18 protein-coding genes are annotated in these 21,151 nt (G+C 71.7%); 7 read left to right on the top strand and 11 right to left on the bottom strand.

Features of this window, described 5'->3' with window-relative positions; genetic code table 11:
* The coding region (locus BCD48_RS22625; RefSeq protein WP_157910552.1) for a zinc-binding dehydrogenase at nt 1-526 on the top strand (526 nt) is incomplete at its 5' end.
* 49 nt (nt 527-575) lie between these two features.
* Here BCD48_RS22625 and BCD48_RS54990 read toward each other — a convergent pair.
* The gene (locus tag BCD48_RS54990) at nt 576-710 is read right to left on the bottom strand and encodes a hypothetical protein (protein WP_274536568.1); all 135 of its coding nucleotides are present in this window, start codon (nt 708-710) and stop codon (nt 576-578) included.
* A gap of 111 nt (nt 711-821) precedes the next feature.
* Here BCD48_RS54990 and BCD48_RS54985 point away from each other — a divergent pair, with 111 nt between their 5' ends.
* Nucleotides 822-1,199: a ClpX C4-type zinc finger protein gene (locus tag BCD48_RS54985; protein WP_071050396.1), complete on the top strand. Its 378-nt coding sequence runs from the start codon at nt 822-824 to the stop codon at nt 1,197-1,199.
* A 79-nt stretch (nt 1,200-1,278) separates the two neighbouring features.
* Here the strand turns inward: BCD48_RS54985 and BCD48_RS22615 are convergent, their stop codons facing one another.
* A complete protein-coding gene (locus BCD48_RS22615; RefSeq protein ID WP_071050395.1) occupies nt 1,279-2,313 on the bottom strand; it encodes a phosphotransferase in 1,035 nt (344 codons plus the stop codon).
* A gap of 203 nt (nt 2,314-2,516) precedes the next feature.
* Between BCD48_RS22615 and BCD48_RS22610 the strand changes: the two genes are divergently transcribed.
* A complete protein-coding gene (locus BCD48_RS22610; protein WP_071050394.1) occupies nt 2,517-2,984 on the top strand; it encodes a DUF1203 domain-containing protein in 468 nt (155 codons plus the stop codon).
* Between the two features lie 59 nt (nt 2,985-3,043).
* Here the strand turns inward: BCD48_RS22610 and BCD48_RS22605 are convergent, their stop codons facing one another.
* From BCD48_RS22605 to recD2, 4 genes are all read right to left on the bottom strand, one after another.
* Entirely contained in the window at nt 3,044-3,307 is a 264-nt protein-coding gene (locus BCD48_RS22605) for a YdeI/OmpD-associated family protein (RefSeq protein ID WP_071050393.1), read from the bottom strand.
* A gap of 80 nt (nt 3,308-3,387) precedes the next feature.
* Nucleotides 3,388-4,224, bottom strand: coding sequence for a class I SAM-dependent methyltransferase (locus BCD48_RS22600; RefSeq protein WP_083419043.1), 837 nt, complete (start codon nt 4,222-4,224; stop codon nt 3,388-3,390).
* Nucleotides 4,225-4,497: 273 nt separating this feature from the next.
* Complete coding sequence (locus BCD48_RS22595; protein WP_071050392.1) at nt 4,498-6,099, bottom strand: TROVE domain-containing protein; 1,602 nt, start codon at nt 6,097-6,099, stop codon at nt 4,498-4,500.
* A gap of 620 nt (nt 6,100-6,719) precedes the next feature.
* Entirely contained in the window at nt 6,720-8,954 is a 2,235-nt protein-coding gene (recD2, locus tag BCD48_RS22590) for an SF1B family DNA helicase RecD2 (protein WP_071050403.1), read from the bottom strand.
* Nucleotides 8,955-9,610: 656 nt separating this feature from the next.
* Between recD2 and BCD48_RS22585 the strand changes: the two genes are divergently transcribed.
* The gene (locus tag BCD48_RS22585; protein ID WP_131804095.1) at nt 9,611-10,873 is read left to right on the top strand and encodes a septum formation family protein; all 1,263 of its coding nucleotides are present in this window, start codon (nt 9,611-9,613) and stop codon (nt 10,871-10,873) included.
* A gap of 86 nt (nt 10,874-10,959) precedes the next feature.
* On the opposite strand, the gene BCD48_RS22580 is transcribed toward BCD48_RS22585, so the two are convergent.
* Nucleotides 10,960-11,457: an anthrone oxygenase family protein gene (locus BCD48_RS22580; RefSeq protein WP_083419042.1), complete on the bottom strand. Its 498-nt coding sequence runs from the start codon at nt 11,455-11,457 to the stop codon at nt 10,960-10,962.
* A 167-nt stretch (nt 11,458-11,624) separates the two neighbouring features.
* On the opposite strand from BCD48_RS22580, the gene BCD48_RS22575 reads away from it, so the two are divergent.
* A complete protein-coding gene (locus BCD48_RS22575; RefSeq protein ID WP_071050390.1) occupies nt 11,625-12,629 on the top strand; it encodes an AraC family transcriptional regulator in 1,005 nt (334 codons plus the stop codon).
* A gap of 266 nt (nt 12,630-12,895) precedes the next feature.
* Here BCD48_RS22575 and BCD48_RS22570 read toward each other — a convergent pair whose 3' ends face one another.
* Complete coding sequence (locus tag BCD48_RS22570; RefSeq protein ID WP_274536567.1) at nt 12,896-13,681, bottom strand: TylF/MycF family methyltransferase; 786 nt, start codon at nt 13,679-13,681, stop codon at nt 12,896-12,898.
* A gap of 724 nt (nt 13,682-14,405) precedes the next feature.
* Here BCD48_RS22570 and BCD48_RS22565 point away from each other — a divergent pair.
* On the top strand, nt 14,406-15,905 hold the full coding sequence (locus BCD48_RS22565; protein WP_071050389.1) for an amidase: 1,500 nt from the start codon (nt 14,406-14,408) through the stop codon (nt 15,903-15,905).
* A 485-nt stretch (nt 15,906-16,390) separates the two neighbouring features.
* The gene (locus tag BCD48_RS22560) at nt 16,391-18,184 is read left to right on the top strand and encodes an ABC transporter ATP-binding protein (RefSeq protein WP_241841919.1); all 1,794 of its coding nucleotides are present in this window, start codon (nt 16,391-16,393) and stop codon (nt 18,182-18,184) included.
* Nucleotides 18,185-18,270: 86 nt separating this feature from the next.
* Here BCD48_RS22560 and BCD48_RS50795 read toward each other — a convergent pair whose 3' ends face one another.
* From BCD48_RS50795 to BCD48_RS22545, 3 genes are all read right to left on the bottom strand, one after another.
* Nucleotides 18,271-18,624 carry a hypothetical protein gene (locus tag BCD48_RS50795; protein WP_131804094.1) on the bottom strand — a complete coding sequence of 118 codons (354 nt, stop codon included), beginning with the start codon at nt 18,622-18,624 and terminating at the stop codon, nt 18,271-18,273.
* A gap of 200 nt (nt 18,625-18,824) precedes the next feature.
* Nucleotides 18,825-19,682 carry an MBL fold metallo-hydrolase gene (locus BCD48_RS22550; RefSeq protein WP_312628046.1) on the bottom strand — a complete coding sequence of 286 codons (858 nt, stop codon included), beginning with the start codon at nt 19,680-19,682 and terminating at the stop codon, nt 18,825-18,827.
* Entirely contained in the window at nt 19,682-20,767 is a 1,086-nt protein-coding gene (locus BCD48_RS22545) for an S-(hydroxymethyl)mycothiol dehydrogenase (protein ID WP_071050387.1), read from the bottom strand. Before BCD48_RS22545 ends, BCD48_RS22550 begins: the two co-directional genes overlap by 1 nt.
* Nucleotides 20,768-21,151: the final 384 nt, after the last annotated feature.

The following is a 21,151-nucleotide window of genomic DNA, read 5'->3' as shown; positions in this document are numbered from 1 at the left end:
CGTCGACGGCGCCGCCGGTGGGGTCGGCTCGATGCTCGTCCAGCTCGCCCGCGCCGCCGGCGCGACCGTCGTCGCCGCGGCGGGCGGCGCCCGCAAGGTGGCGCTCGCCCGCGAGCTGGGCGCCCAGGTCGGTGTCGACTACCTCGACCCCGCCTGGCCGGACCAGGTCCGGGCCGAGACCGGCGGCGTCGACGTCCTCCTCGACGGCGTCGGCGGCGAGGTCGGCCGCGCGGCCGTCGACCTGCTCGTCCCCGGCGGCCGGATGATCTCCTACGGGTTGACCAGCGGCTCCTGGGCAAGCGTCCCCGACGAGGCGGCCGCGGCGCGGGGCATCACGGTCGTCCGCGACCGGCCGGGCCCGCGGGACAACCACCGCCACCTCCGGTCGGCGCTCGCCGCGGCCGCGGCCGGCCGGCTGCGCCCGCTGATCGGCCAGCGTTTCCCCCTGGAGGAGGCCGCGGCCGCGCACGCGGCCATCGCCGCCCGCGCCACCGTCGGCAAGACCCTCCTCACAGTCGGCTCCTGAAACCGACTCCTGACGCCGGCGATGGAGAGCTCGGCTTCGGTTCCGGATCTCAGGACGCGGGCGGCCCGGGGCGGATGAGCTGGTCGAGGTGGTAGTTCAGCAGCGTGATCGCGGCCCGCGACGGCCTCATGTCGGCCATGACGCTGCCGCCGAGGCCGGCTGCCAGGGCCATTGTCCAAGTCATGATCTCGTTTGCGGAACATCCTCCGCGAAGCGGTTGTCGGGCGACGCGGCGGCGGTTCGGGTCCGTCAGGGCAACCTTGACGATGCTGGCCGTCAAGATTAGCCTGACGCCATGGCGACTACACGGACCCCGGTGCCAGGCGAGGGCCGGCTGGAGAAGTTGTGCTGCTCGTTCTGCGGCAAGGACAAGGCCGTGGTGACCAAGCTGGTGGCCGGCCCAGGTGTCTACATCTGCAACGAGTGTGTGGACCTGTGCAACACGATCATCGCCGACGAACCCGCGCCCGCGTTCGGCGCGTGGGACGAGCGGCCGGACGACGACCTGCTGGCCGGCCTGGCCAAGGTTCAGGCGGTTGTGGCCCACGCCGATGCCGCCGTCCATGACTACGTGGACGTCCTACGCGGCCGGGGAATCAGCTGGACCCGGATCGGAGCGGCGCTCGGCGTGTCCAAGCAGGCGGCCTGGGAGCGGTTCTCCGGCGAGGACTGACGGTCGTGGGTACGGGAGACGACGGATCGCTCCGGCGCTCCCCTCCGCCCGTTATCTCGCCGCCGAGCCGGCAGCCACGTCATGGTCGTCGCGTGGGCAGCGGTCGCAGCGCGGGCCAGCGAGTGAGGATGGTGTCGCGCATGGTCGCGGCGAGCTGTCCCAGTCCTTCCAGCTCGCCACCGTGAGCGGCCAACTGGCTGAGGACTCCGAGGCGATGGGTGAGCCGCTGGCGGGCCGTCGCCGTGCCCCAACGCCAGTCACGGCCTGGGATCCTGGCCAGGTGGTCAGCGGTCCCACGCCGGGCCCGCTCGACCAGCGCATCGCCTCGTAGCAGCCAGCCGGCACACGCGTCGACGAGATCGCCGGAGAGATCGAGACCGGTCTCCTGGCGCCATGCCGCGCGGTAGGCGGCCTCCGCCGCTTCTAGCGATGGCCGCGGCGGGGCGGTGACGCACCAGCAGGTCGGGAACCCGATGCGCAGGTAGGCGAGCTCGATGAGCCCGTCGCCCAGCGCCGCCTGTTCGAAATCGATGAACCTGACACCGCCGCTGGTGTGCATGTCATTGCCCGGGCAGGGGTCGCCGTGCAGCAGGGCACTGCCCGGCGAGCGGGCCAGACGGTTCACGACGTCGTCCAGCTCGGTGCGAACTCCGGCGGGCACGGTGACGCCGAGCGCCTCGGCAAGCCGGAGGAAGGAGTCGACGTCGTCATGGGTCGGGCCGGACCAGGCCGGCAGGGCGCCCGTGTCCTCGGCTCCTGTCGAAGCGTGCAGCCGGGCCAACGCTTCGGCGTAGTCGACCACCCAGTCCTCGCGCGGGCGCCGATGTTCCAGATATTCCAGGACCAGGACTCGCTCGTCCGGATCGGTACCGAGCAGCATCGGCGCCACGGGCGGGTCAGCGCGGGCCGCGAGCTTCAGCGCGGCCACCTCGCGGGCGTATCTCTCGGTGGCCTCCGGCGCGTCGATGAGCTGCTTGACCACTACGGGTGTGCCGGACAGTTCCACCCGCCACACCCGCGATCGCGGGCTGCTACCCAGCCGGCGGGCCCGCCGAGGCGAGCCCAGCTCGGCCCACAGCCTCTCCCCCACCGGCAACGGCGACGCCAACCACATGGACCCCATCCTGGCGAGTGGGGGCGGCGCACCGCCAAGACGCCCTGTGACCCGGCCAACCGAACTGCCACAAGATCGGACGCACTCTCGTAACCCCGGTGTAGCCGTGGCTGGCAGGCACCGGAACCGTGACGTGACCCGCTCGGAAGCGAGATGGCGAAAACCCGCCAGACACGCCGGGCCGTCGACCGAATCATCGAGGCATGACCACGATCACCACCGCCTACCGCCTCCAGCCGATCGATCCCGGCGAGGCCGACCGGCTGCGTGCCACCAACCCGGACGCGCCGGTGTACACCGTCGACGCCTATCCGGGCTACCCGTGCCGGCAGTGCCTGCGGGACGCGGCCCTCGGCGAGGAGGTGGTCCTCGTGTCGCACGACCCGTTCACGGCCGACAGCCCGTACCGCTCGGCGAGCCCCATCTTTCTGCACCGCGCCCCCTGCGATCCCCCGCAGGACCCGCACGCCCTCCCGACGCAGCTCACCGGCCGGCAACTGTCTGTCCGCGCCTTCGACGGAGACGCGATGATGACCGACGCGGCCGTGATCGCGGGCACCGACCTCGCCGCGACACTCGATCGCTTCTTCGCCCAGGAGGCGTGCGACCACGTCCACGTGCACAACGCGAGCCGTGGCTGCTGGGCGACCCGCGTCGACCGCGCTCGTTGACCGCGACGAGCGCCGGCCCGCCGGACCGCGGCATTCGTGGTGCCGGACGAGGGCACCGGTCAGGAAACCGCATCCCCGACGAACTCGAGCAGGGCCTTCCACACGCGCGGCCGCTGGATCGCCTTGTCGAGTGTTCCATGGAATGCGTGGTAGGCCGTCACGTCAGCTCGCGAGCGTCGCTCGCTGGCTCTTCTCGGCTTGGCTACCCAGCGGATGTACATCGACCGAACCTCGGGAGCCTGCTCCTCCCACTGCGGCCACGCGTCCGCGCGGCTGAGCGCCTCGAACAACTCGTCCGGCACCGAGGTACGATCATCTTCCACGACAGCGATAATCCATCAATGTCGGAGTGGTCGAGTGTCATGTACATGACTGAGCCCACCGGGACCCGCTGGGCCGCCCGCTACGCCGCCGCCTTGGTCGCCCTGAACGTCGCGGTCGTGAAGGAGACCTGGATCTGGCCGTCCGTGAGGGTCGGGCCGAAACCGGTGGGCGAGCCGCCGGCGAGCTCGGCGCGCAGGTCGGCGTAGACGGCGTCCCGGTCGGCCACGTCGGTGAGGATCCGTTCGAGGGGAAGGCTCCCGGGGCCCACGACCTCGTCGTGCTCCAGCTCGCCGAGCTCCGACCGCAGCAGTTCCGCCAGCTCCGGGTAGAGCAGTGCGCTGGCGTGCGACGGGTCCATCTTGCGGTGCAGCGCGTCGAACGGCTCGCGCAGCTCGGCGCTGGGCGCGATCATGTCGGAGATCGCCACAGCCCCGCCCGGCCGGCACACCCGGACCATCTCGGCGACCGGCGCGCCGGGCCGCGGGAAGTGGTGCAGCGCCGCCCGGGACAGAACCAGGTCGAAGGAGCCGTCCAGGAACGGGAGCGCGCTGGCGTTGCCCTCCTGCAGGAGCACGTTCGTGATGCCCGCCACGGCCAGCCGCTCGGCGGCGAGGCGCAGCAGCGGGCCGGTCAGGTCGATGCCGACGACCTGCCGCACATGTGGGGCGACCTGTTCGGCGAGATGGCCCGCCCCGCAGGCCAGGTCGAGAACGATCATGTCGGAGTGTAACGGGCCGAGCCACGGCGGCGGCGGTGCCGCCTGAGGAGCGGCGAAGACCGCGGTCTCGCCGCTGAACAGCCGGGTCTGCTGGCCGAAGGACCGCCGCACAGTGGCGTCGTGGGCGGAGGCGGGCTCGTGGTCGGAGGTGGGCTCGTGCGCGGCGTCGCCTGTGCCGGCACCGGAGGTTTCGCTCATACTCTGAGGTGTACCGCTTCGCGAACGTGTCCGTCTCTGCACGTTCGGTCGCGAATCATGCTCAAACGGCCAGGCTGACTGCGCCCGGGCCGGACCCGCCTCCCACCCGGTCATCGAGCGGCAGGCGGCGAGCTACTCCGGCCCGTCAGCCGACCGCCGCACAGCCACTCGCGTGGCGACGCACGGCAGCCTGACCGGCGGTGGGCCGGAGCCGACGCCGGGGCCGGCGCGGCGGACGGATCCGCCGCGCCGGCCCCGGCACGGGTCTGGCCGTCAGAACGGCCAGTCGCCCCGGCGGCGGCTGTCGAGGTGGCCGAGCATGGTGAAGCCGGCGTCAGAAAGACCGCCGACGGTCACCCGGTTCGGCGCCGCCGCCACGTGGGCGGCGCGGTAGCCGGCCACGTTGAACGTGACGATCGGGACGTCGGGCAGGTTGTCCGGGCTGTCGTGCGCCTGCTCGTCGGTCACGATCACCACCCGCGCGTGGCCCGCGTAGGTGTGCCGCAGCGTCGTCCAGGTCAGCGTGCCACCCAGGTCCGCCTGCCCGTGCTTGTCGACGAGCGGGAGCAGCGAGCCACCCTTCGGCAGCCGCACCCGCTGGTGCTTCGGCTTCAGGTCGTTCCAGCCGCCCTCCGCGCCGTAGACGTAGACGTCCGCCTTCTCGGCGCGCAGGCCGACCGCGAAGCCGAACAGCGCCGCAGCCTCCGCGCGGGTCAGCGCGGAGCGGGCCGAGAGCGGCGCGGCCATCGAGCCGGACTGGTCGACGAGCACCAGCGTGCGGCCCGGCAGCGACGGGACGTTCGCCAGCGAGTGGCTGACCGCCTGCTCCAGCGGCCACGCCCAGCGGGCCGACGGCGCCGTCTTGTACGCCGCGAGGAACCGCAGCGGGAACATCCGCGACGCGCGGACCTGCTCGGCATCGGCGAGCCGCGCCGCGACCTGGCCCGCGACCTCGTCCGAGACCCCGGCCTCGTCGAAGTTCCGCAGGTTGCGGATCTGTGCCATGAGGCCCATCGACGGGATCATGGCCGACCAGGCGGTGGCGTCCATCGGACCGCCGAGCCAACCGGCCAGCGCCTCCCACGTCATCCCGGCTCGCGCGAGCCGGTCCGGCGCGTCGGCGCCCCACGACCGCAGCGTGTCGGCACGGTCCGCCGCGGCGATCTCCTCCAGCGCCACGCGGGCGCGCAGCATCGGAAGGTTCTCGGTCGCGACGGCGTCGTCGTGGTGACGGCGGTCGAGCAGGTAGCGGAACAGGTCGTCCTGCCAGGGGGCCGACGGGGTCGGCCGGGCGAGCTCCACCACGTCGCCGAGGCGGAACGCCTGCCGGTGGCCGTCGTACTTCAGCGCCGCGCGCTCGGTGAACAGCCGCGTCGCCGCGTCGGCGACACCGCGCTGCACACCGCCCGGCAGGCTGTTGCGGCCGGGACGGCGCCCGGCGAGCCAGTAGGCGGCGAACTCGCCAGGCTCGTCCGCGCGTCGCAGCGCGCCCGCGATGACCGAGCGGACGGTCGGCGCGGCCGCGCGGGCGGCGTCGGGCAGGGCCGCGAGCGCCCGGGCGTACTCGGCCGCGGCGATGACCGACGCGGTGCGCAGGTTCGCGCCGTCGCGCAGCCAGGGGATGAGCCGGGCCACCCACGCGGCGTCCTGGGCGACGGCCTCCCAGAGCAGGCTGACGAACCGGCTGTCCCGGTCGCGGCCGGCCTCGTAGATGGTGTCCTCCGAGACGAGGTTGGTGATCGCGAGCGTGAAGAGCTCACTCTTGACATCACGCGCCCAGCCGGCGCCGCCCTCGGCGGTCGCGGTGCGCTCGCCGGTCGTGCGGACCGGGCCGGTGGCGCCGAACCGCGCGGCGGCCTTCACGAGCTTTCCCACAGTGTCCCCTTTCCCACGGGAACGCCACGCCGGAATTCGCCGCGGCGGTACCGAGAACCAGATCGGGCGAGGACCAAGGCGTCCTGGTCCACTAGACGACGAGACCCGAAAGTCCCGGCGGGATTCGAACCCGCGTTACCCCGTCCGCAGCGGAAGGAACCCCACCCTGCACTTCGGTACCGCCGTGGCGCGTGACGGTGTCGAGGACCAGGTCGGACGGCGTCTGCCCCCAGAAGGGCATAGCCCCAGGGGTGGGGCTACAAGGAGTCGAACCCAGAAGTACGCCAGCCAAGCACTTCGACACCGCCCCGGATGAAGATGCCGAGAACCAGGTCCGGGAAGCTGTTGTCTACTGCTCTGCCTTCTGAGCTACCCGACGGCCAGCGACCGCCGAGGCGGGACTCGAACCCGCGACCCGTAGATTAGAAGTAAGCCTACCCGTTCACTTCGGCACCCAATATCCAGCGGTGGCGTCCGAGAACCAGTACGGCCGAAGGTGGGATCTTCTTGAGAGGAAGTAACCCTCGGCCTTCACTTCGGACAAGACAAAGAGTACGACCCGGCCACTCTTCTCGAAACTGGTTTTTGCTTCGCCCCGGGACGCGCCGCTCGATGCCCGCCTACTCCTCTGGCGGCGGTTCCGGAGGCGGGGGCGCGAGGGAGACGATGCGGCCCTCGCGGAGACGGTGGGCGAGGCCAGTGTGGCGGCGCCCGGCGGAGGCGGCGCGGACGGCGCGGCCGATGGCCTTCTTGGAGCCGACGAGGACGACGAGCTTCTTCGCGCGGGTGACGGCGGTGTAGAGCAGGTTGCGCTGCAGCATCATCCAGGCGCTCATCGTCACCGGGACGACGACGGCCGGATACTCGCTGCCCTGGGAACGGTGAATCGTCAGGGCGTAGGCGTGGGTCAGCTCGTCGAGCTCGGCGAAGTCGTAGGAGACGGTCTCGCCCTCGTCGGTACTCACCGTCAGCGTCTGCTCGACCGGGTCGAGGGCGGTGACGATGCCGAGGGTGCCGTTGAAGACGCCGTTCGCGCCCTTGTCGTAGTTGTTGCGGATCTGGCTGACCTTGTCGCCGACGCGGAACACTCGCCCGCCGAAGCGGCGTTCCGGCGTTCCCGGCCGGCTCGGGGTGAGCGCCTCCTGCAGCGCGCCGTTGAGGGCGCCCGCGCCGGCGGGGCCACGGTGCATCGGGGCGAGCACCTGCACGTCGACCCGCGGGTCCAGGCCGAAGCGACGCGGGATCCGGTTCGCGACCACGTCCACGGTGATCTTCGCTGCGTCCTCGGCCTCGTCGCAGGCGAACAGGAAGAAGTCCGCCAGGCCCTGCACCTGGGGGAACTCGCCGGCGTTGATCCGGTGCGCGTTGCTGACGACGCCGGACTGGGCGGCCTGGCGGAACACGTGGGTCAGCCGCACATGAGGCACCGGCGTGCCGGCGGCGAGCAGGTCGCGCAGCACCTGGCCGGCGCCGACCGACGGGAGCTGGTCGACGTCGCCGACGAGCAGCAGGTGCGCGCCGGGCGCGACCGCCCGGGCGAGCTTGTTCGCGAGCAGCAGGTCGAGCATGCTCGCCTCGTCGACGACGACCAGGTCGGCCTCGAGTGGGCGGTCCCGGTCGTAGGCGGCGTCGCCGCCGGGGCGCAGCTCCAGCAGCCGGTGCACGGTCGCCGCCGAGTGGCCGGTCAGCTCGGTGAGGCGCTTGGCCGCCCGGCCGGTCGGCGCCGCGAGCACGACCTTGGCGCCCTTCGCCGTCGCCATCTCGACGATCGAGCGGACGGTGAAGCTCTTCCCGCAGCCCGGGCCGCCGGTCAGCACCGCGACCTTCCGGGTGAGCGCGAGGCGCACCGCCTCGTCCTGCGCCGGGGCGAGGTCGGCACCGGTCCGGCCGCGCAGCCAGCGCCGCGCCGCGTCCCAGTCGACCGATCCGAACGCCGCCAGCCGGTCGTCGTCCGCCGCCAGCAGCCGCAGCAGCTGGTTGGCCAGTGACACCTCGGCCCGGTGGAACGGCACCAGGTAGATCGCGGCCACCGGCTGCTCCGGGTCGTCGCCGGGGATCTCCTCGCGCTCGACGCCGCCCTCGGTGACCAGCTCCGCCAGCGCGTCGATCACCCCTGGCAGCGCTACCTCGAGGATCTTCGCGGCGTCGGCGAGCAGGCGCTGCTCGGGCAGGTAGCAGTGCCCGTCGCCCGTCGACTCGGACAGGGTGTACTGCAGGCCGGCCTTGATCCGCTCAGGAGCGTCGTGCGGGATGCCGACGGCCTGGGCGATCGTGTCCGCGGTGCGAAAGCCGATCCCCCACACGTCGCTGGCCAGCCGGTACGGCTCGCGGCGCACGACGTCGACGGACTCGTCCTTGAACTTCTTGTAGATCTTCACCGCGAGCGAGGTGGAGACGCCGACGCTCTGCAGGAAGACCATCACCTCCTTGATCGAGCGCTGTTCCTCCCAGGCGGCGGCGATCGCCTTCGTCCGCTTCGGGCCGAGCTTCGGCACCTCGATGAGCCGTTCGGGCTCCGTGTCGATGACGTCCAGCGCGTCGACGCCGAAGTGGTCGACGATGTTCTCGGCCAGCCGCGGCCCGATCCCCTTGATCAGCCCGGAGCCGAGGTAGCGGCGGATGCCCTGGACCGTGGCCGGCAGGACCTGGGTGTAGTCCTCGACCTGGAACTGCCGGCCGTGCTGGGGGTGGCTCCCCCACCGGCCCCGCATCCGCAGGAACTCCCCCGGCTGCGCGCCGAGCAGCGAGCCGACGACGGTCACCAGCTCCCCGCCGCGCCCGGTGTCGACCTTGGCGACCGTGTACCCGGTCTCCTCGTTGGCGAAGGTGATCCGCTCCAGCACGGCGTCCAGCAGCGACCATCGGACCGGCTCACCGGAGCCGGGGGCCGACGCCGGCGACCGGCCGCGCCCGGCGAGCTGGCCACGCTCGGGCTGACTGCGCGCAGTCGCCTCAATGGTCACCGCTGGGACCCTCCCTCGCCGTCACCCGCGGCCGCGCCTCCCCGCCGTCGCCGCCGCGGCCCTCACCAGGGCCGGACCAGTCGCGGAGGCCGGCCGTCCTCGCCTCTGGATCAGCGTAAGGGCCGCCTCCGACGAAACTGCCTGGCGCCCGGCCGTTCCACCGCGGACGCTACCGGGTCAAGCGCGGCACAACGGCCAGCCGAGCGGGGCTGTGGACACCGGGAGCGCGGGACCACTGCGTACCAAACCGTCGCAGACCACCGGTAATCTGCGCGCCTCAACGCGCGCCGCGGGACGACGGCGCCGGGGCACCCTCCTCGCGTCAGAGTCAGAGTCAGAGTACCGACAGTGACGACGGATCCCCAAAAGTGTCAAACAGGGGACCTATCGCGCGAATCGGTGTTAATAGCCGATATCGTCCGCGCCACAGTCCGCGCACCGCGACCGTCGGCGGGCCGAGCGGAGCGGCGTCGGCGCAGCCTCGCCCGCTCCCCGGTCCGCCCGCCGGCGGTCGACGCGCCCGACCCGATGGGTGGAACGAGACAACCGTGGCCGACGAGACCCCGCCGACGCCGGGACCCTGGCCCGCGCAGACTGGCCAGTCGGGCAGGCTACTGTGGCGCCGCCGGCCGGGCCTGCCCGGCCCGGGAGCCACGGGCGGCACGCCGGCGCCAGCCAGTTGGCCAGCGCCGGCGGAAAGCCCGGTCCACGGCGCACCCGATGCGAACCCGCCCTACCCGCCCGCCCAGCCAGGCCCGCCCGGTGGGCCATCGGCCCAGAACATGACCCCGGGCGCGGGTGCGCCGCCGGCTCCCGCGGACGGGCCGCCGATGCGGATACTGACGCCGCAGGCACCACGGCCGCCGCGCTGGACCCGCGGGCGCTTCGTGGCCTGCGTGGTCGGCGGTGTCGTTGTCCTGGTCGTGCTGCTGGTGGCCATCGGGGTGGCCGTGGGCGGCGGCGGGGACGACGAGAGGGACGTGGCCGCGTCCACCGCGGGGCCGTCCGGCACCGCGTCGCCGAGTCCGACCGCCGAACCCGAGCTCACCGGGCGCCGCTACCAGCTCGGCCACTGCTACCTCTGGGACCGCGGCGGATCCTCGACAACGGTCGACGACGTCTCCTGCGACAGGCCGCACCTGTTCGAGTCGGTCAGCGACGATCCCGCCGACCTCAGCGCCGAGTTCCCGGCCACTGCCGCCCGCCCGCTGGCCGACGACGAGTGGTCGAGCATCTACGACCGGTACTGCCGGACGCTGGTCGAGGCGTACCTGGGATATCCGCTCGATCCCCACGGCCGGTTCTCCATCCTCGCGATTGTGCCGAGCGTGGCGGGCTGGATCCAAGGCGACCGGAAGATCCGCTGTGGCATTGGCGCCTACGCCCCCACACCCGAGAAACCCGACAACGACCTGTCCGCCGGCTCCGCGAAGGGTGCCGACCAGTCGAGGGTCTACCCGGTCGGCACCTGCCTGGCGAAGGACACGACCGGCACCGGGCCGGTGGCCTGCTCCACCCCGCACCAGCACGTGGCGATCGGCGACATCCGTTTCACCGACCCTCCGGGCGCCGCGCCGCCGTCCGACGCCGCGTTCGCCGAGCGGGCCGGCCAGCAGTGCGCCGCGGTCGCGCGGGCGTTCTTCGGCCCATCCTTCCAGCAGACCTCCACGGTCAACATCAGCTGGTTCAACATCGCTCCGGAAAGCTGGCAGGCCGGCAGCCGGTCGGTCAGCTGCCTCGTCAGCTACTTCACCGACGCGGGCGAGCCCCGCGCGGTGACCGGCGACGCCCGCAACCCGGTCCCGGCCTGACCATGCGTCCCGCCCGCGGCGGCCGATCGGTCCAGCCCCAGCCCGGTACCAGGTCGCGGGCGGGACCGATCGGCCGTCCGCCGTCGCTAACGCGGGCGGTGGGTGAGCACGAGGGCGTACCCGAGGCAGCCGAAGGCGGCCGTGGTCGCGGCTGTGCGGACGATGTTCCAGCGGATCCACGCGTCCTCGAAGTGGGCTCGGACGGCCGCCAGGTCGGTGATCTGGTCGACCGGCCCGGCGGCGTCGAGGGCGTCGTTCAGCGGGACGTTCGCCGCGACGGTGACCGCGAAGGCGACGACGTTGAGCGCGAGCCCGGCGGCCACCCACGGCAGCGCGGAGCGGCCACCGGCCGGCAGGTGCGCGGCCCCGGCGGCGAGCGTGAGCAGCGGGGCGCCGACGAATGCCAGCAGGAACCAGCCATTGATGATCGCGATGTTGATGGACTGCATGGTGCTCACGAACGTGCGGGCGTCGGTGGCCCGCAGCCCGGGCATCACCGAGCAGGCGTACGCGTAGTAGATGCCCGCCATCAGCCCCGTCGTCAGGGTCGCCGCCAGCAGCGTCCCGATCCGCGCGCCATTCACGGTTGTCTCTCCTCTGGTCCGGTGGGCCTGGCCCGGATCGCGGTCGGGGGAGGCCGACGCGCCAGGTACACCTCCATTTGGCCGCGGCCGGGCGGGCGTGACCATCGCCGAGAGGCTCCCGTGCATATGCCGTCGTCCACGCGGGCGGTCGATCTAGACTGCCGGGTGTGGACGCGCTCGCCGGCCTGTTGGACGGTGCCCGGGCACGCGGGGCCTTCCTGCTGCGGGCGATGCTCACCTCGCCCTGGTCGCTGCGGATCCAGGACCGGGCGCCGCTGACGGTCGTCGCGCAGTGGCGCGGCGAGGCCTGGTTCTCCCTCGACGACGCCGGGCCGCCGACGCGGCTCGGGCCGGGCGACGTGGCGGTCGTGCGCGGCCCGGATCCGTACACCGTGGCTGACCATCCGTCGACCCCGCCGCGAGTCGTGATCCACCCGGGCCAGCGGTGCACCACGCCCGACGGCGTCGACCTGCACGACGTCATGGGTCTCGGCGTGCGGACCTGGGGCGACGCCCTCGACGGCGAGACGGTGATGCTGGTGGGCACTTACCAGATCGCCGGGGAGGTGAGCCGGCGACTGCTCGACGCGTTGCCGCGGCTGCTCGTGCTGGCGGGCGACAGCTGGGACAGCCCCGTCCTGCCGCTGCTCGCCGACGAGATCCCCCGGGACCGGCCCGGCCAGGACGCGGTCCTCGACCGGTTGCTCGACCTCCTGCTCATCGACGTGCTGCGAGCCTGGTTCACCGGCGGCGGCGACAACGGTCGAGGAGGAGGAGACGACGACGGCGGGGGCAGCGGCGGCAGGACGGAACGTGAGCCGTCGTGGCTGCGGGCGCACACCGACCCGGTCGTCGGGCGGGCCATGCGGCTGCTGCACAACAACCCGGGCCATCCGTGGACCGTCGCGACGCTCGCCGCCCACACCGGGGTCTCCCGCGCCGCGCTCGCCCGCCGGTTCACCGAACTGGTCGGCGAGCCGCCGATGACGTACCTGACCGGGCTGCGTCTGGATCTCGCCGCCACCCTGTTGCGCGACGAGCGGGGCGTGACGCTGGAGGCCGTCGCCCGGCGGGTCGGCTACGGGAGCGCCTTCGCCCTGAGCAGCGCGTTCAAACGGGTCCGCGGCGTGAGCCCCACCGAACATCGCGCCCGCCTGTCCGGCGTCGCCTGATCCCGGCCGACGCCGACGGGAACCTTCCTCGCGAACCGCGCGAAGCTGACCTGCCTGCTCGAGTTCACGACGGCGGCCGGCACGCCCAGGCAGGTCACCGGCGACCCGCGCCCCGCGGACCAGGGCGTGGTCGCGTGACCGACGGGCCGTCGACCCGGCCCGCCCAGCCTCGGGTCGGGTCGGCGGCCGGCGTCAGCCAGATCGCCTGAGCCGGCGCGGGTCGGTGATCCAGGCCCGACGCCAGCTCAGGCGACGTCGGCGACTGGCTACCCGGCCCCCGGAAGGCGCCAGAACACCGCATCCTGATCGATCTTGATCAGGGGCGCGGTGACGCCGTGCGCGGTGCGGAAGTCGTGCACCGCCTCGCGGCAGGCGGCGATCATGTAGTCATCGATGATCACGAAACCGCCCGCCGAGACCTTCGGGTACAGGTTCGCCAGCGCGTCCATGGTCGACTCGTACAGGTCGCCGTCCAGCCTGAGCACCGCGATCCGCTCGATCGGCGCCGTGGGCAGCGTGTCGCGGAACCACCCCGGCAGGAAACGGACCTGGTCGTCGAGCAGCCCGTAGGCGTCGAAGTTGGCCCGCACGGTGTCGAGCGAGACGGCCAGTACCTTGTTGGCCAGGTGCAGCGGGGTGGTTTGGTCACTGGGATGGCTGTCCGGGCCGCTGACCGGCATTCCCTCGAAGGAGTCGGCCGCCCACACCAGACGGTCGGTCACTCCGTACGCGCGCAGGATCGCGCGCATGAAGATGGCCGTGCCGCCGCGCCACACGCCCGTCTCCACCAGGTCACCTGGAATACCGTCCGCGATCACCGCGGCGACACATTCTTGCACGTTGTCCAGCCGGGCGCGCCCGACCATGGTGTGCGCGACACTCGGCCAGTCCTGGCCGGTGGCGCGACGAGCGTCGTCGAACGTCGAGCCCGGCTGCATCCGGCTCGCGATAGGCGGATCACGGTAGATCGTGTTGGTCAGGATTCGCTTCATCAGGTCGAGGTAATGCACGTTGCCGAGTTCTTGCGCACTCGGTGACGGCGCCAGCGTCACGTGGTCGTCCAATCTCGCGGAAGTGCGTCCGCGCACCGCCCGGCCCTGCTCCGGGCATACAGGGATAGCAGATGACTGCCTGGCAGAACCGTACTGTGCCGATCAGATCATCGAGCCCGTTTCCGAATAATCACCAAGATGAGAATCGGCACTCCGGATCGCCGACACCGGCACACCCGTCCGGTCAGCCGAGGGCGCGAGTACACCGACCGCCGACGCCAGGATGCTCAGCGCTGCGCGTGCCGCGAACGCGCGGGTCTTCACGGCTGCCCACAAGGCACCAAGGTCCCGACTTCGGCACGGCCATGGGCCACGGCGCGACGAGGATACGGGCCGGGGCGCGAGCCAGCTCCGACATGTTCTGTGCCCTGGCCTGGGACGACCGGCCGGACGACCGCGCCGCGTCACGCACCTTGACCCCGAACACCCAACCCGAGCGCCCGAGCACCCGAGCCGTTCATGATCTGGTGGAATCCCTGGGCTATACCTTCCGCAATCCCACCAGATCATGAGCAACGGCGCCAACAGTCTTAACCGGTCAAATCCCCGACACGCCGGAGCCCTCGGGAGCGGGAGCTTCCCCCTCGCCGAGGTGACACGATCGTCGCGACTCGCGCGCCCCGGTACACGGGTATGCGGGCGGGTACCCGGGCAGGCCGGCAGCGCGGCAGACTTGCCTGGCCGGGCGGGCACGACGGACGGCCGACGTCACGGTGGAGGGTCGATGGACTTCGCGCGGTACCGGACACTGGACGGGCTGGCGATGGCGGAGCTGGTGGCCAGCGGCGAGGTGAAGCCGGCGGAACTGCTCGCCGCCGCCCGCGAGCGCGCCGCGGCCGTCAACCCGAAGATCAACGCGATTGTCCGTCCGATGGACGACATCGCCGACCGGAGGCTCAACGAGGAACTGACCGGCCCGTTCGCCGGGGTGCCGTTCCTGCTCAAGGACCTCGGCCAGGACTACGCCGGCGTGCCGACGTCAGCCGGCTGCCGGGCACTCGCCGACAGGACGGCCACCGAGCACTCGACCGTCGTGCAACGCTGGCTGGACGCGGGCCTGGTCATCTTCGGCAAGACCAACACCCCCGAGTTCGGCTCCAAGGCGATCACGGAGCCCGCGTTGTGGGGACCGGCGCGCAACCCGTGGAACCCCGCACACACCCCCGGAGGGTCCTCGGGCGGCTCGGCGGCGGCCGTCGCCGCCGGGATCGTGCCCGTCGCCGGGGCGAACGACGGCGGCGGCTCGATCCGCATCCCCGCCGCCTGCTGCGGGCTGTTCGGGCTGAAGGCCGGGCGCGGCGTCGTCCCGCACGGCCCGGCCGACGCGGAGGGCGGCACCGGCCTGTCCACGCACGGGGTCGTGTCCCGCTCGGTGCGCGACACCGCCGCGATGCTCGACCTCCTGGCCGGCGCCGACCCGTACGCGCCCTACCTGCCAGCCGAGCAGCCTCCCGGCCACTACCTGGCGGAGACCGGCCGCGCTCCGGGACGGCTGCGCATCGGCGTGCGGGTGACCTCGGCGCTGAACCCGACGCCGTCGCCCGACGCGGTCGCCGCTGTCGAGGACGCGTCCGCGCTGCTCGCCGAGCTCGGGCACGAGGTCGAACGGGTGGAGCCGGTCGTCGACGAGCGAGCACTCGCGACCGACTTCCTGACCTACTGGTTCGTCAAGTCGGCCCGGCTGGTCGCCGAGGCCCGCGAGGTGCGGCCCGGTGACGACGGCTTCGAGACGGACACGCTGATCACCGCGGAGATGGGCCGTTCGACCAGCGCGGTGGCGGTGGCGCGGGCCGTGGAGCGCTGGCACGGCTACACCAGGGCGCTCGTCGACTTCCACCGCTCCTACGACCTCCTGCTCACGCCCACGCTCGCCCGCGAGCCGCTGCGGATCGGCGAGATAGCCACCGCGGCGCGGGAGCGCGCCGCGGGGACGCTCATGGTGCGGCTGCGCGGCGGAGCGCTGCTGCGCCGGCTCGGCCTGGTCGAGAAGGCCGTACTGGCCAACCTGGGCTGGGTGCCCTACACGCAGCTGTCGAACATGACCGGACGGCCCTCCATGAGCGTCCCGCTGCACTGGACGGCCGGTGGGCTGCCGCTCGGCGTCCAGTTCGTGGCGACACTGGGCGGCGAGGGCACCCTGCTGCGCCTGGCCGCGCAGCTGGAGTCCGCCCGCCCCTGGTTCGACCGCCACCCACCGGAGGCGGCACTCACCACCGGGTCGTAATGGCTCGCCCGTCCGTCGCCAGGCTCGCGGCGACGGACGGGCGGAGCGTTTCCCTGCCCCGGTTCGGTGATGATCCTCAGGCGGTGCCGGCCGGTCGTCAACGGCGTGGACAACGGTGCGGGACGGTCGGCGGCGCCGAAAATGAGGTGCGGACCCGGGGGACGGCGGGTGATCCTGGGTCGGTGGACGACGGAGCGGAATACACGGGGCGCCGCGCGCCCAGTCCCTGGCGTAAACGCGCCAGGGCGCGTCGGCGGCGTTCGCGGACGCATCCGCCGGCAGCAGCGACCGGTCTTTCCAGCCAACAGGAAGCCCTTCTGGAATGGGCTCAGCGGGCCGGGCCGGACTCTGGTGGAAGAACGTCTGTCACGCCGGGCACCGCGACGGCGACAGCGACCGGGGACAAGAGCGAACAGGCGCCGCCGAAGCGCCGGCACGCCGGGATCCGCTCATACCTGCGGTTCATCGGCACATTCCGCCGGCCGATGTCGGGTGTCATCGCCGTCTTCGTCCTCGCGGACATCTTCCTGGCCGTCATCCCGCTCTTCATCGGACGGTTCGTCTCGGCGCTCACCGCGACCCCGCATGGCCACGTGCTCGCCTTCACGATCGCGCTGATCGGTTGCAGCATCGGACACGACCTGTTCTGGCGCGGCGCCGAGCTCCTCTACATGCGGCTGCTCAACTCGCGCCCCTACGACTATCAGAACCTGCTGTTCCGCCGGGTCATCAACCAGGAGTACCCCTACTTCTCCAGCCGGGCGACCGGCAAGATCAGCGGGTACGTGCGCACACTTGGCCAGGAGTTCCGCGAGTTCCTCGACAACGTCTGCTTCAACTACGTCGACCTGCTCGTGAAGCTCCCGTCACTCGTGCTGATCATGTTCACCGTGAACCTGCCGACGGGCCTGTTGTTCACCGGCTCGATCGCGGTGCTGTTCGTCGTCGGGCGCAAGACGGCGGCCCGGTCCGCCCGCGAGGAGAAGAACTGGACCGACGTCAACGCCGACATGGAGAGCTACATCCTCGACGTCGTCTCCAACTTCGTCAGCGTGAAGTCGTTCCGCCGTGAGGAGGCGGAGCACGCGCTGGTGGTGGAGCGCCGCCGGGATGTCGTGAGGCAGGCCAACCGGTCGATGCTCTGGGCCATCGTGTTCTGGGGCTCGATGAGCCTCGTCGTGCGTTACCTGGTCTGGCCGGGCGCGATCCTGCTGAACCTCTGGCTGTACCTGCGCGGCGAGCTGACGATCGGCCAGCTCACCACGTTCCTGGCGGCGCTGGTCATCTTCTCGGACTTCATCTGGGGGACGATCTGGGAGATCTCCCAGCTGAACCTGCGGCTGGCACGGGTCGAGGAGGCCTACGGCTACCTGTTCGACGAGCGCGACGTCCTCGACGACGCCGCGTTCCCCGACCCGGAGACGGCCGCGGCGGACGAGGTCTCGCTCGGGTTCGCCGCTGGGGCAGGCCTGGCCGGACCGGCCCGAGCCGGGGCGGACGCGGGCTGGGCAAACACGAGCGACCTCGCCACCACGCTCGGACGGCTCGAGCTGCGCGGTGTGACGTTCGCCTACCCGGACAACCCGGGGTCGCACGTCCTCGACGGGGTGGCGCTGACGATCGAGCGGCACGAGAAGGTCGGGATCGTCGGGCGCAGCGGCAGTGGCAAGACGACGCTGCTCAAGCTGCTGCTCGGCTACTACGCCCTGCCGCTCGAGGCGGTCGCGCTGGACGGGCGACTGGTGCCGAACCGCCGGCTCGCCCGCGCGATCTCCTACGTCCCGCAGGACATCTCGCTGTTTCACCGCTCGATCCGCGACAACATCACCTACGGCGCGCCGGACGGGGTCGGCGACGCCGAGATCGAGCAGGCGGCCCGGCGGGCGCACGCCCACGAGTTCATCGTTCGCGCCGTGAACGGCTACGACACCCTCGTCGGCGAGCGCGGCATCAAGCTGTCCACCGGGCAGCGGCAGCGGATCGCGATCGCCCGCGCGTTCCTCGACCACAAGCCGCTGCTGGTGCTCGACGAGGCCACCAGTGCGCTGGACAGCGAGAGCGAGCTGCTCGTCCAGCACGCCCTGGAGGAGCTGTGGAGCGAGCGCACCGTCATCGCGGTCGCCCACCGCCTGTCCACCCTGCTGCGGATGGACCGCATCGTCGTCCTGGACGGCGGCCGGATCGTCGAGCAGGGCAGCCACCAGCAGCTCCTCGACACCGAAGGCCACTACTACCGCCTCTGGCAGCAACAGTCCGGCGAGATGCTCGTCAACGACTGACGGACCATGAGCCCCACGGGTGCGGCCTACGGGCAAGGCCGCACCCGTGGCCGTCGTTGGGCTCGACATGGTCGACGGCCACAGACCTACACACCGTAAAGAGACTGATATTTCTCCAGGATGGATGCCGTACGGTTCTTCATCCTGTGCTCCGCACGGGAGCGCGCAAGCTCGCCGATACCCTCCGGACCGTTACCGAGCCACCGCATCAGGTTGATAGCGACACTTATCATGTCGATGACTTCACACTCGGCGCCCCTGCGATTGGACGATTCCAGGTGCGCCTCTATCTCGTCGAACTGAATATCCATTACCCGACGAAAATGGGACAGCGGCTTGTTCACTATCTCCCGATGCGACTCCTCCCACGCATCCCAAAGAGCCTGAAAGGGCCCCAGACCCTCATTCGCCGCCCCGGACGTCGAGGTATTCATTTCCACGCCATCACCTACCATGACCGCACCGCGGCGAGGCGACTTTACATATAGCCGCCCATCGGGTCTCTTTCCCCAAATTTTTGTCCACAATGGCAGGAATGTCAAGTTTCTCCGCGAGAACTACGCGCCCACACGGGCGCGGGGCCCACATTTTCTCATTTCCGACGCGCCCACCAGACGATCACCGGCGCGCAGGGCCGAGGTCAGTGGCCGCGGTCGAGCCAGGACTGGCGGGCAGGGGCTTCCCGGCCGATCGTCGTGGAGGCGCCGTGGCCGGTGCGGACGACGGTCTCGGGCGGGAGGCCCAGGAGCTGGGTCGTGATCGACTCGATGATCGTGGGGAAGTCGGAGAAGGACCGGCCGGTCGCGCCTGGGCCGCCCTGGAACAGGGTGTCGCCGGTGAAGACCGTGCTCAGCGCGGGGGCGTGGAACGAGACGCTTCCCCAGGTGTGGCCGGGAGTGTGCAGGGCGGTCAGGGCCACCGCGTCGTCGCCGGTGCCGATGGTGAACCGCCGGCCTGGTTCGATCTCCCGGTCGGGGGCGTGGTTCGGATGGGTGCGGTCCCACAGTTCCCGGTCGGCCGGGTGGAGCCAGATCCCCGCGCCCGTGGCGGCGGCGACACCGAGAGCCGCGTCGATGTGGTCGTCGTGCGCGTGAGTGCACAGGATCGCGGCAAGGTGTCGATCGCCGACGGCGGCGACGATCGCCGCCGCGTCGTGCGGGGCGTCGAGCACGACGCACTCCTCGTCGTCACCGATGATCCACACGTTGTTGTCGACGTGCCAGCATCCGCCGTCGAGCGAGAAGGTTCCCGACGTGACGAGGTGGTCGATCCGCACCCGCCCGCCGGAGCCCCCGGCCGCGCCGTCTCCCGCGAACGCGCCCGGGGCCGGCGCCGAACGGGCCGAACCCGCCCAGCCCACCTCTCCGCCCGCACTCGACCCGTCGGACGCGTTGGACGCGCCGCCAGCGCCATTCGCGCCCGCCGCGCCCGTCTCCACGCCATCCGCGTCCGTGGCGCCTCTGGCGCCGCCGGCGGCGCCCTCGACCGGGGCGCACATCAGATCATCACGACCGAACGCAGCACGTCGCCCCGCTTCATCGCGTCGAAGGCCGCCTCGATGTCGGTGAGGGCGATCTTCTCGGAGACGAACTTCTCCAGCGGCAGCCGGCCCTGCAGGTAGAGGTCGATGAGCATCGGGAAGTCGCGTTCGGGCAGGCAGTCGCCGTACCAGGACGACTTCAGCTTCCCGCCGCGGCCGAACACGTCCAGCAGCGGGACCTCGAGCGTCATGTCCGGGGTGGGGACGCCGACGAGGACGACGGTGCCGGCGAGGTCGCGGGCGTAGAACGCCTGCTTCCAGGTCTCCGGCCGGCCGACCGCGTCGATGACGACGTCCGCGCCGAATCCGCCGGTGAGTCCCTGGATGGCGGCGACAGGGTCGGTGTCGCGCGCGTTGACGGTGTGGGTGGCGCCCAGGGTCGTGGCGAGCGCGAGCTTGCGCTCGTCGACGTCGACCGCGATGATCTTCGCGGCGCCGGCGAGCCGGGAACCCGCGACGGCCGCGCCGCCGACGCCGCCGCAGCCGATCACCGCGACGCTGTCACCCCGGCCGACCTCGCCGGTGTTCATCGCCGCGCCGAGCCCGGCCATCACGCCGCAGCCGAGCAGCCCGGCGATCTCCGGTGGCGCCGCCGGGTCGACCTTGGTGCACTGCCCCGCGGCCACGAGCGTCGTCTCCAGGAACGCGCCGATCCCGAGCGCGGGCGAGAGCTCGGTGCCGTCCTCCAGCGTCATCTTCTGCGTCGCGTTCGCCGTGCTGAAGCAGTACCAGGGCCGCCCGCGCCTGCAGGCGCGGCACTGGCCACAGACGGCCCGCCAGTTGAGGACGACGTAGTCGCCAGGGGCGACGTGGGTGACGCCCGGGCCGGTCTGGGCGACGACGCCGGCGGCCTCGTGGCCCAGCAGGAACGGGAAGTCGTCGTTGATCCCGCCCTCGCGGTAGTGGAAGTCCGTATGGCAGACCCCGCAGGCCTTGATGTCCACGGTGACCTCGCCGGGCCCCGGGTCCGGCACGACGACGGTGCGCAGCTCCACCGGCGCACCCTTCCTCATCGACACGACGCCCTTGACCTGACGGCTCACAGTTGGTCCTCTCCCTCGCGTCCCTCGCGCCCACCGGTGTGAGGGCCCGCACGTATCAGTACGTCATCGTCACGTGACGGCCATGCCAACGCAACGTCCGAGTATCCCGGCGCGCAGCCGGATCAGTTCTTCCCGGCCCGCGGGTGCGCGGCTCCCCCGCCGGTCACTGCCAGCCACCACCAGCCGGCAAGATCAGGTTGAAACAATTTAGCAGTATTCCTACCAACTATGTTGACAAACAAATGACTTAACTGCTTCAGTAAGCAGGCCAAGGCGTCAGCCCGGTCCCCTCGGGCGCATTTTCTAGCCACGCAGCCCAGCCGTACAGCCTGGCCACACACCCCGACCGCGCAGGGCGCCGCGCGGCAATCCACATTCCCGAGG

The sequence above is a fragment of the Pseudofrankia coriaricola genome, from assembly GCF_001854805.1.
GTDB lineage: Bacteria > Actinomycetota > Actinomycetes > Frankiales > Frankiaceae > Pseudofrankia.
Note: the sequence above shows the minus strand (reverse complement) of the source record. Positions and strands in the feature narration are given on the sequence as shown.

Coding starts and splice junctions, on each gene's coding strand:
- BCD48_RS54990 (WP_274536568.1), bottom strand. CDS start 710: ATGACTTGGACAATGGCCCTGGCAGCCGGCCTCGGCGGCAGCGTCATG.
- BCD48_RS54985 (WP_071050396.1), top strand. CDS start 822: ATGGCGACTACACGGACCCCGGTGCCAGGCGAGGGCCGGCTGGAGAAG.
- BCD48_RS22615 (WP_071050395.1), bottom strand. CDS start 2,313: ATGTGGTTGGCGTCGCCGTTGCCGGTGGGGGAGAGGCTGTGGGCCGAG.
- BCD48_RS22610 (WP_071050394.1), top strand. CDS start 2,517: ATGACCACGATCACCACCGCCTACCGCCTCCAGCCGATCGATCCCGGC.
- BCD48_RS22600 (WP_083419043.1), bottom strand. CDS start 4,224: ATGAGCGAAACCTCCGGTGCCGGCACAGGCGACGCCGCGCACGAGCCC.
- BCD48_RS22565 (WP_071050389.1), top strand. CDS start 14,406: ATGGACTTCGCGCGGTACCGGACACTGGACGGGCTGGCGATGGCGGAG.
- BCD48_RS22560 (WP_241841919.1), top strand. CDS start 16,391: ATGTCGGGTGTCATCGCCGTCTTCGTCCTCGCGGACATCTTCCTGGCC.
- BCD48_RS22550 (WP_312628046.1), bottom strand. CDS start 19,682: ATGTGCGCCCCGGTCGAGGGCGCCGCCGGCGGCGCCAGAGGCGCCACG.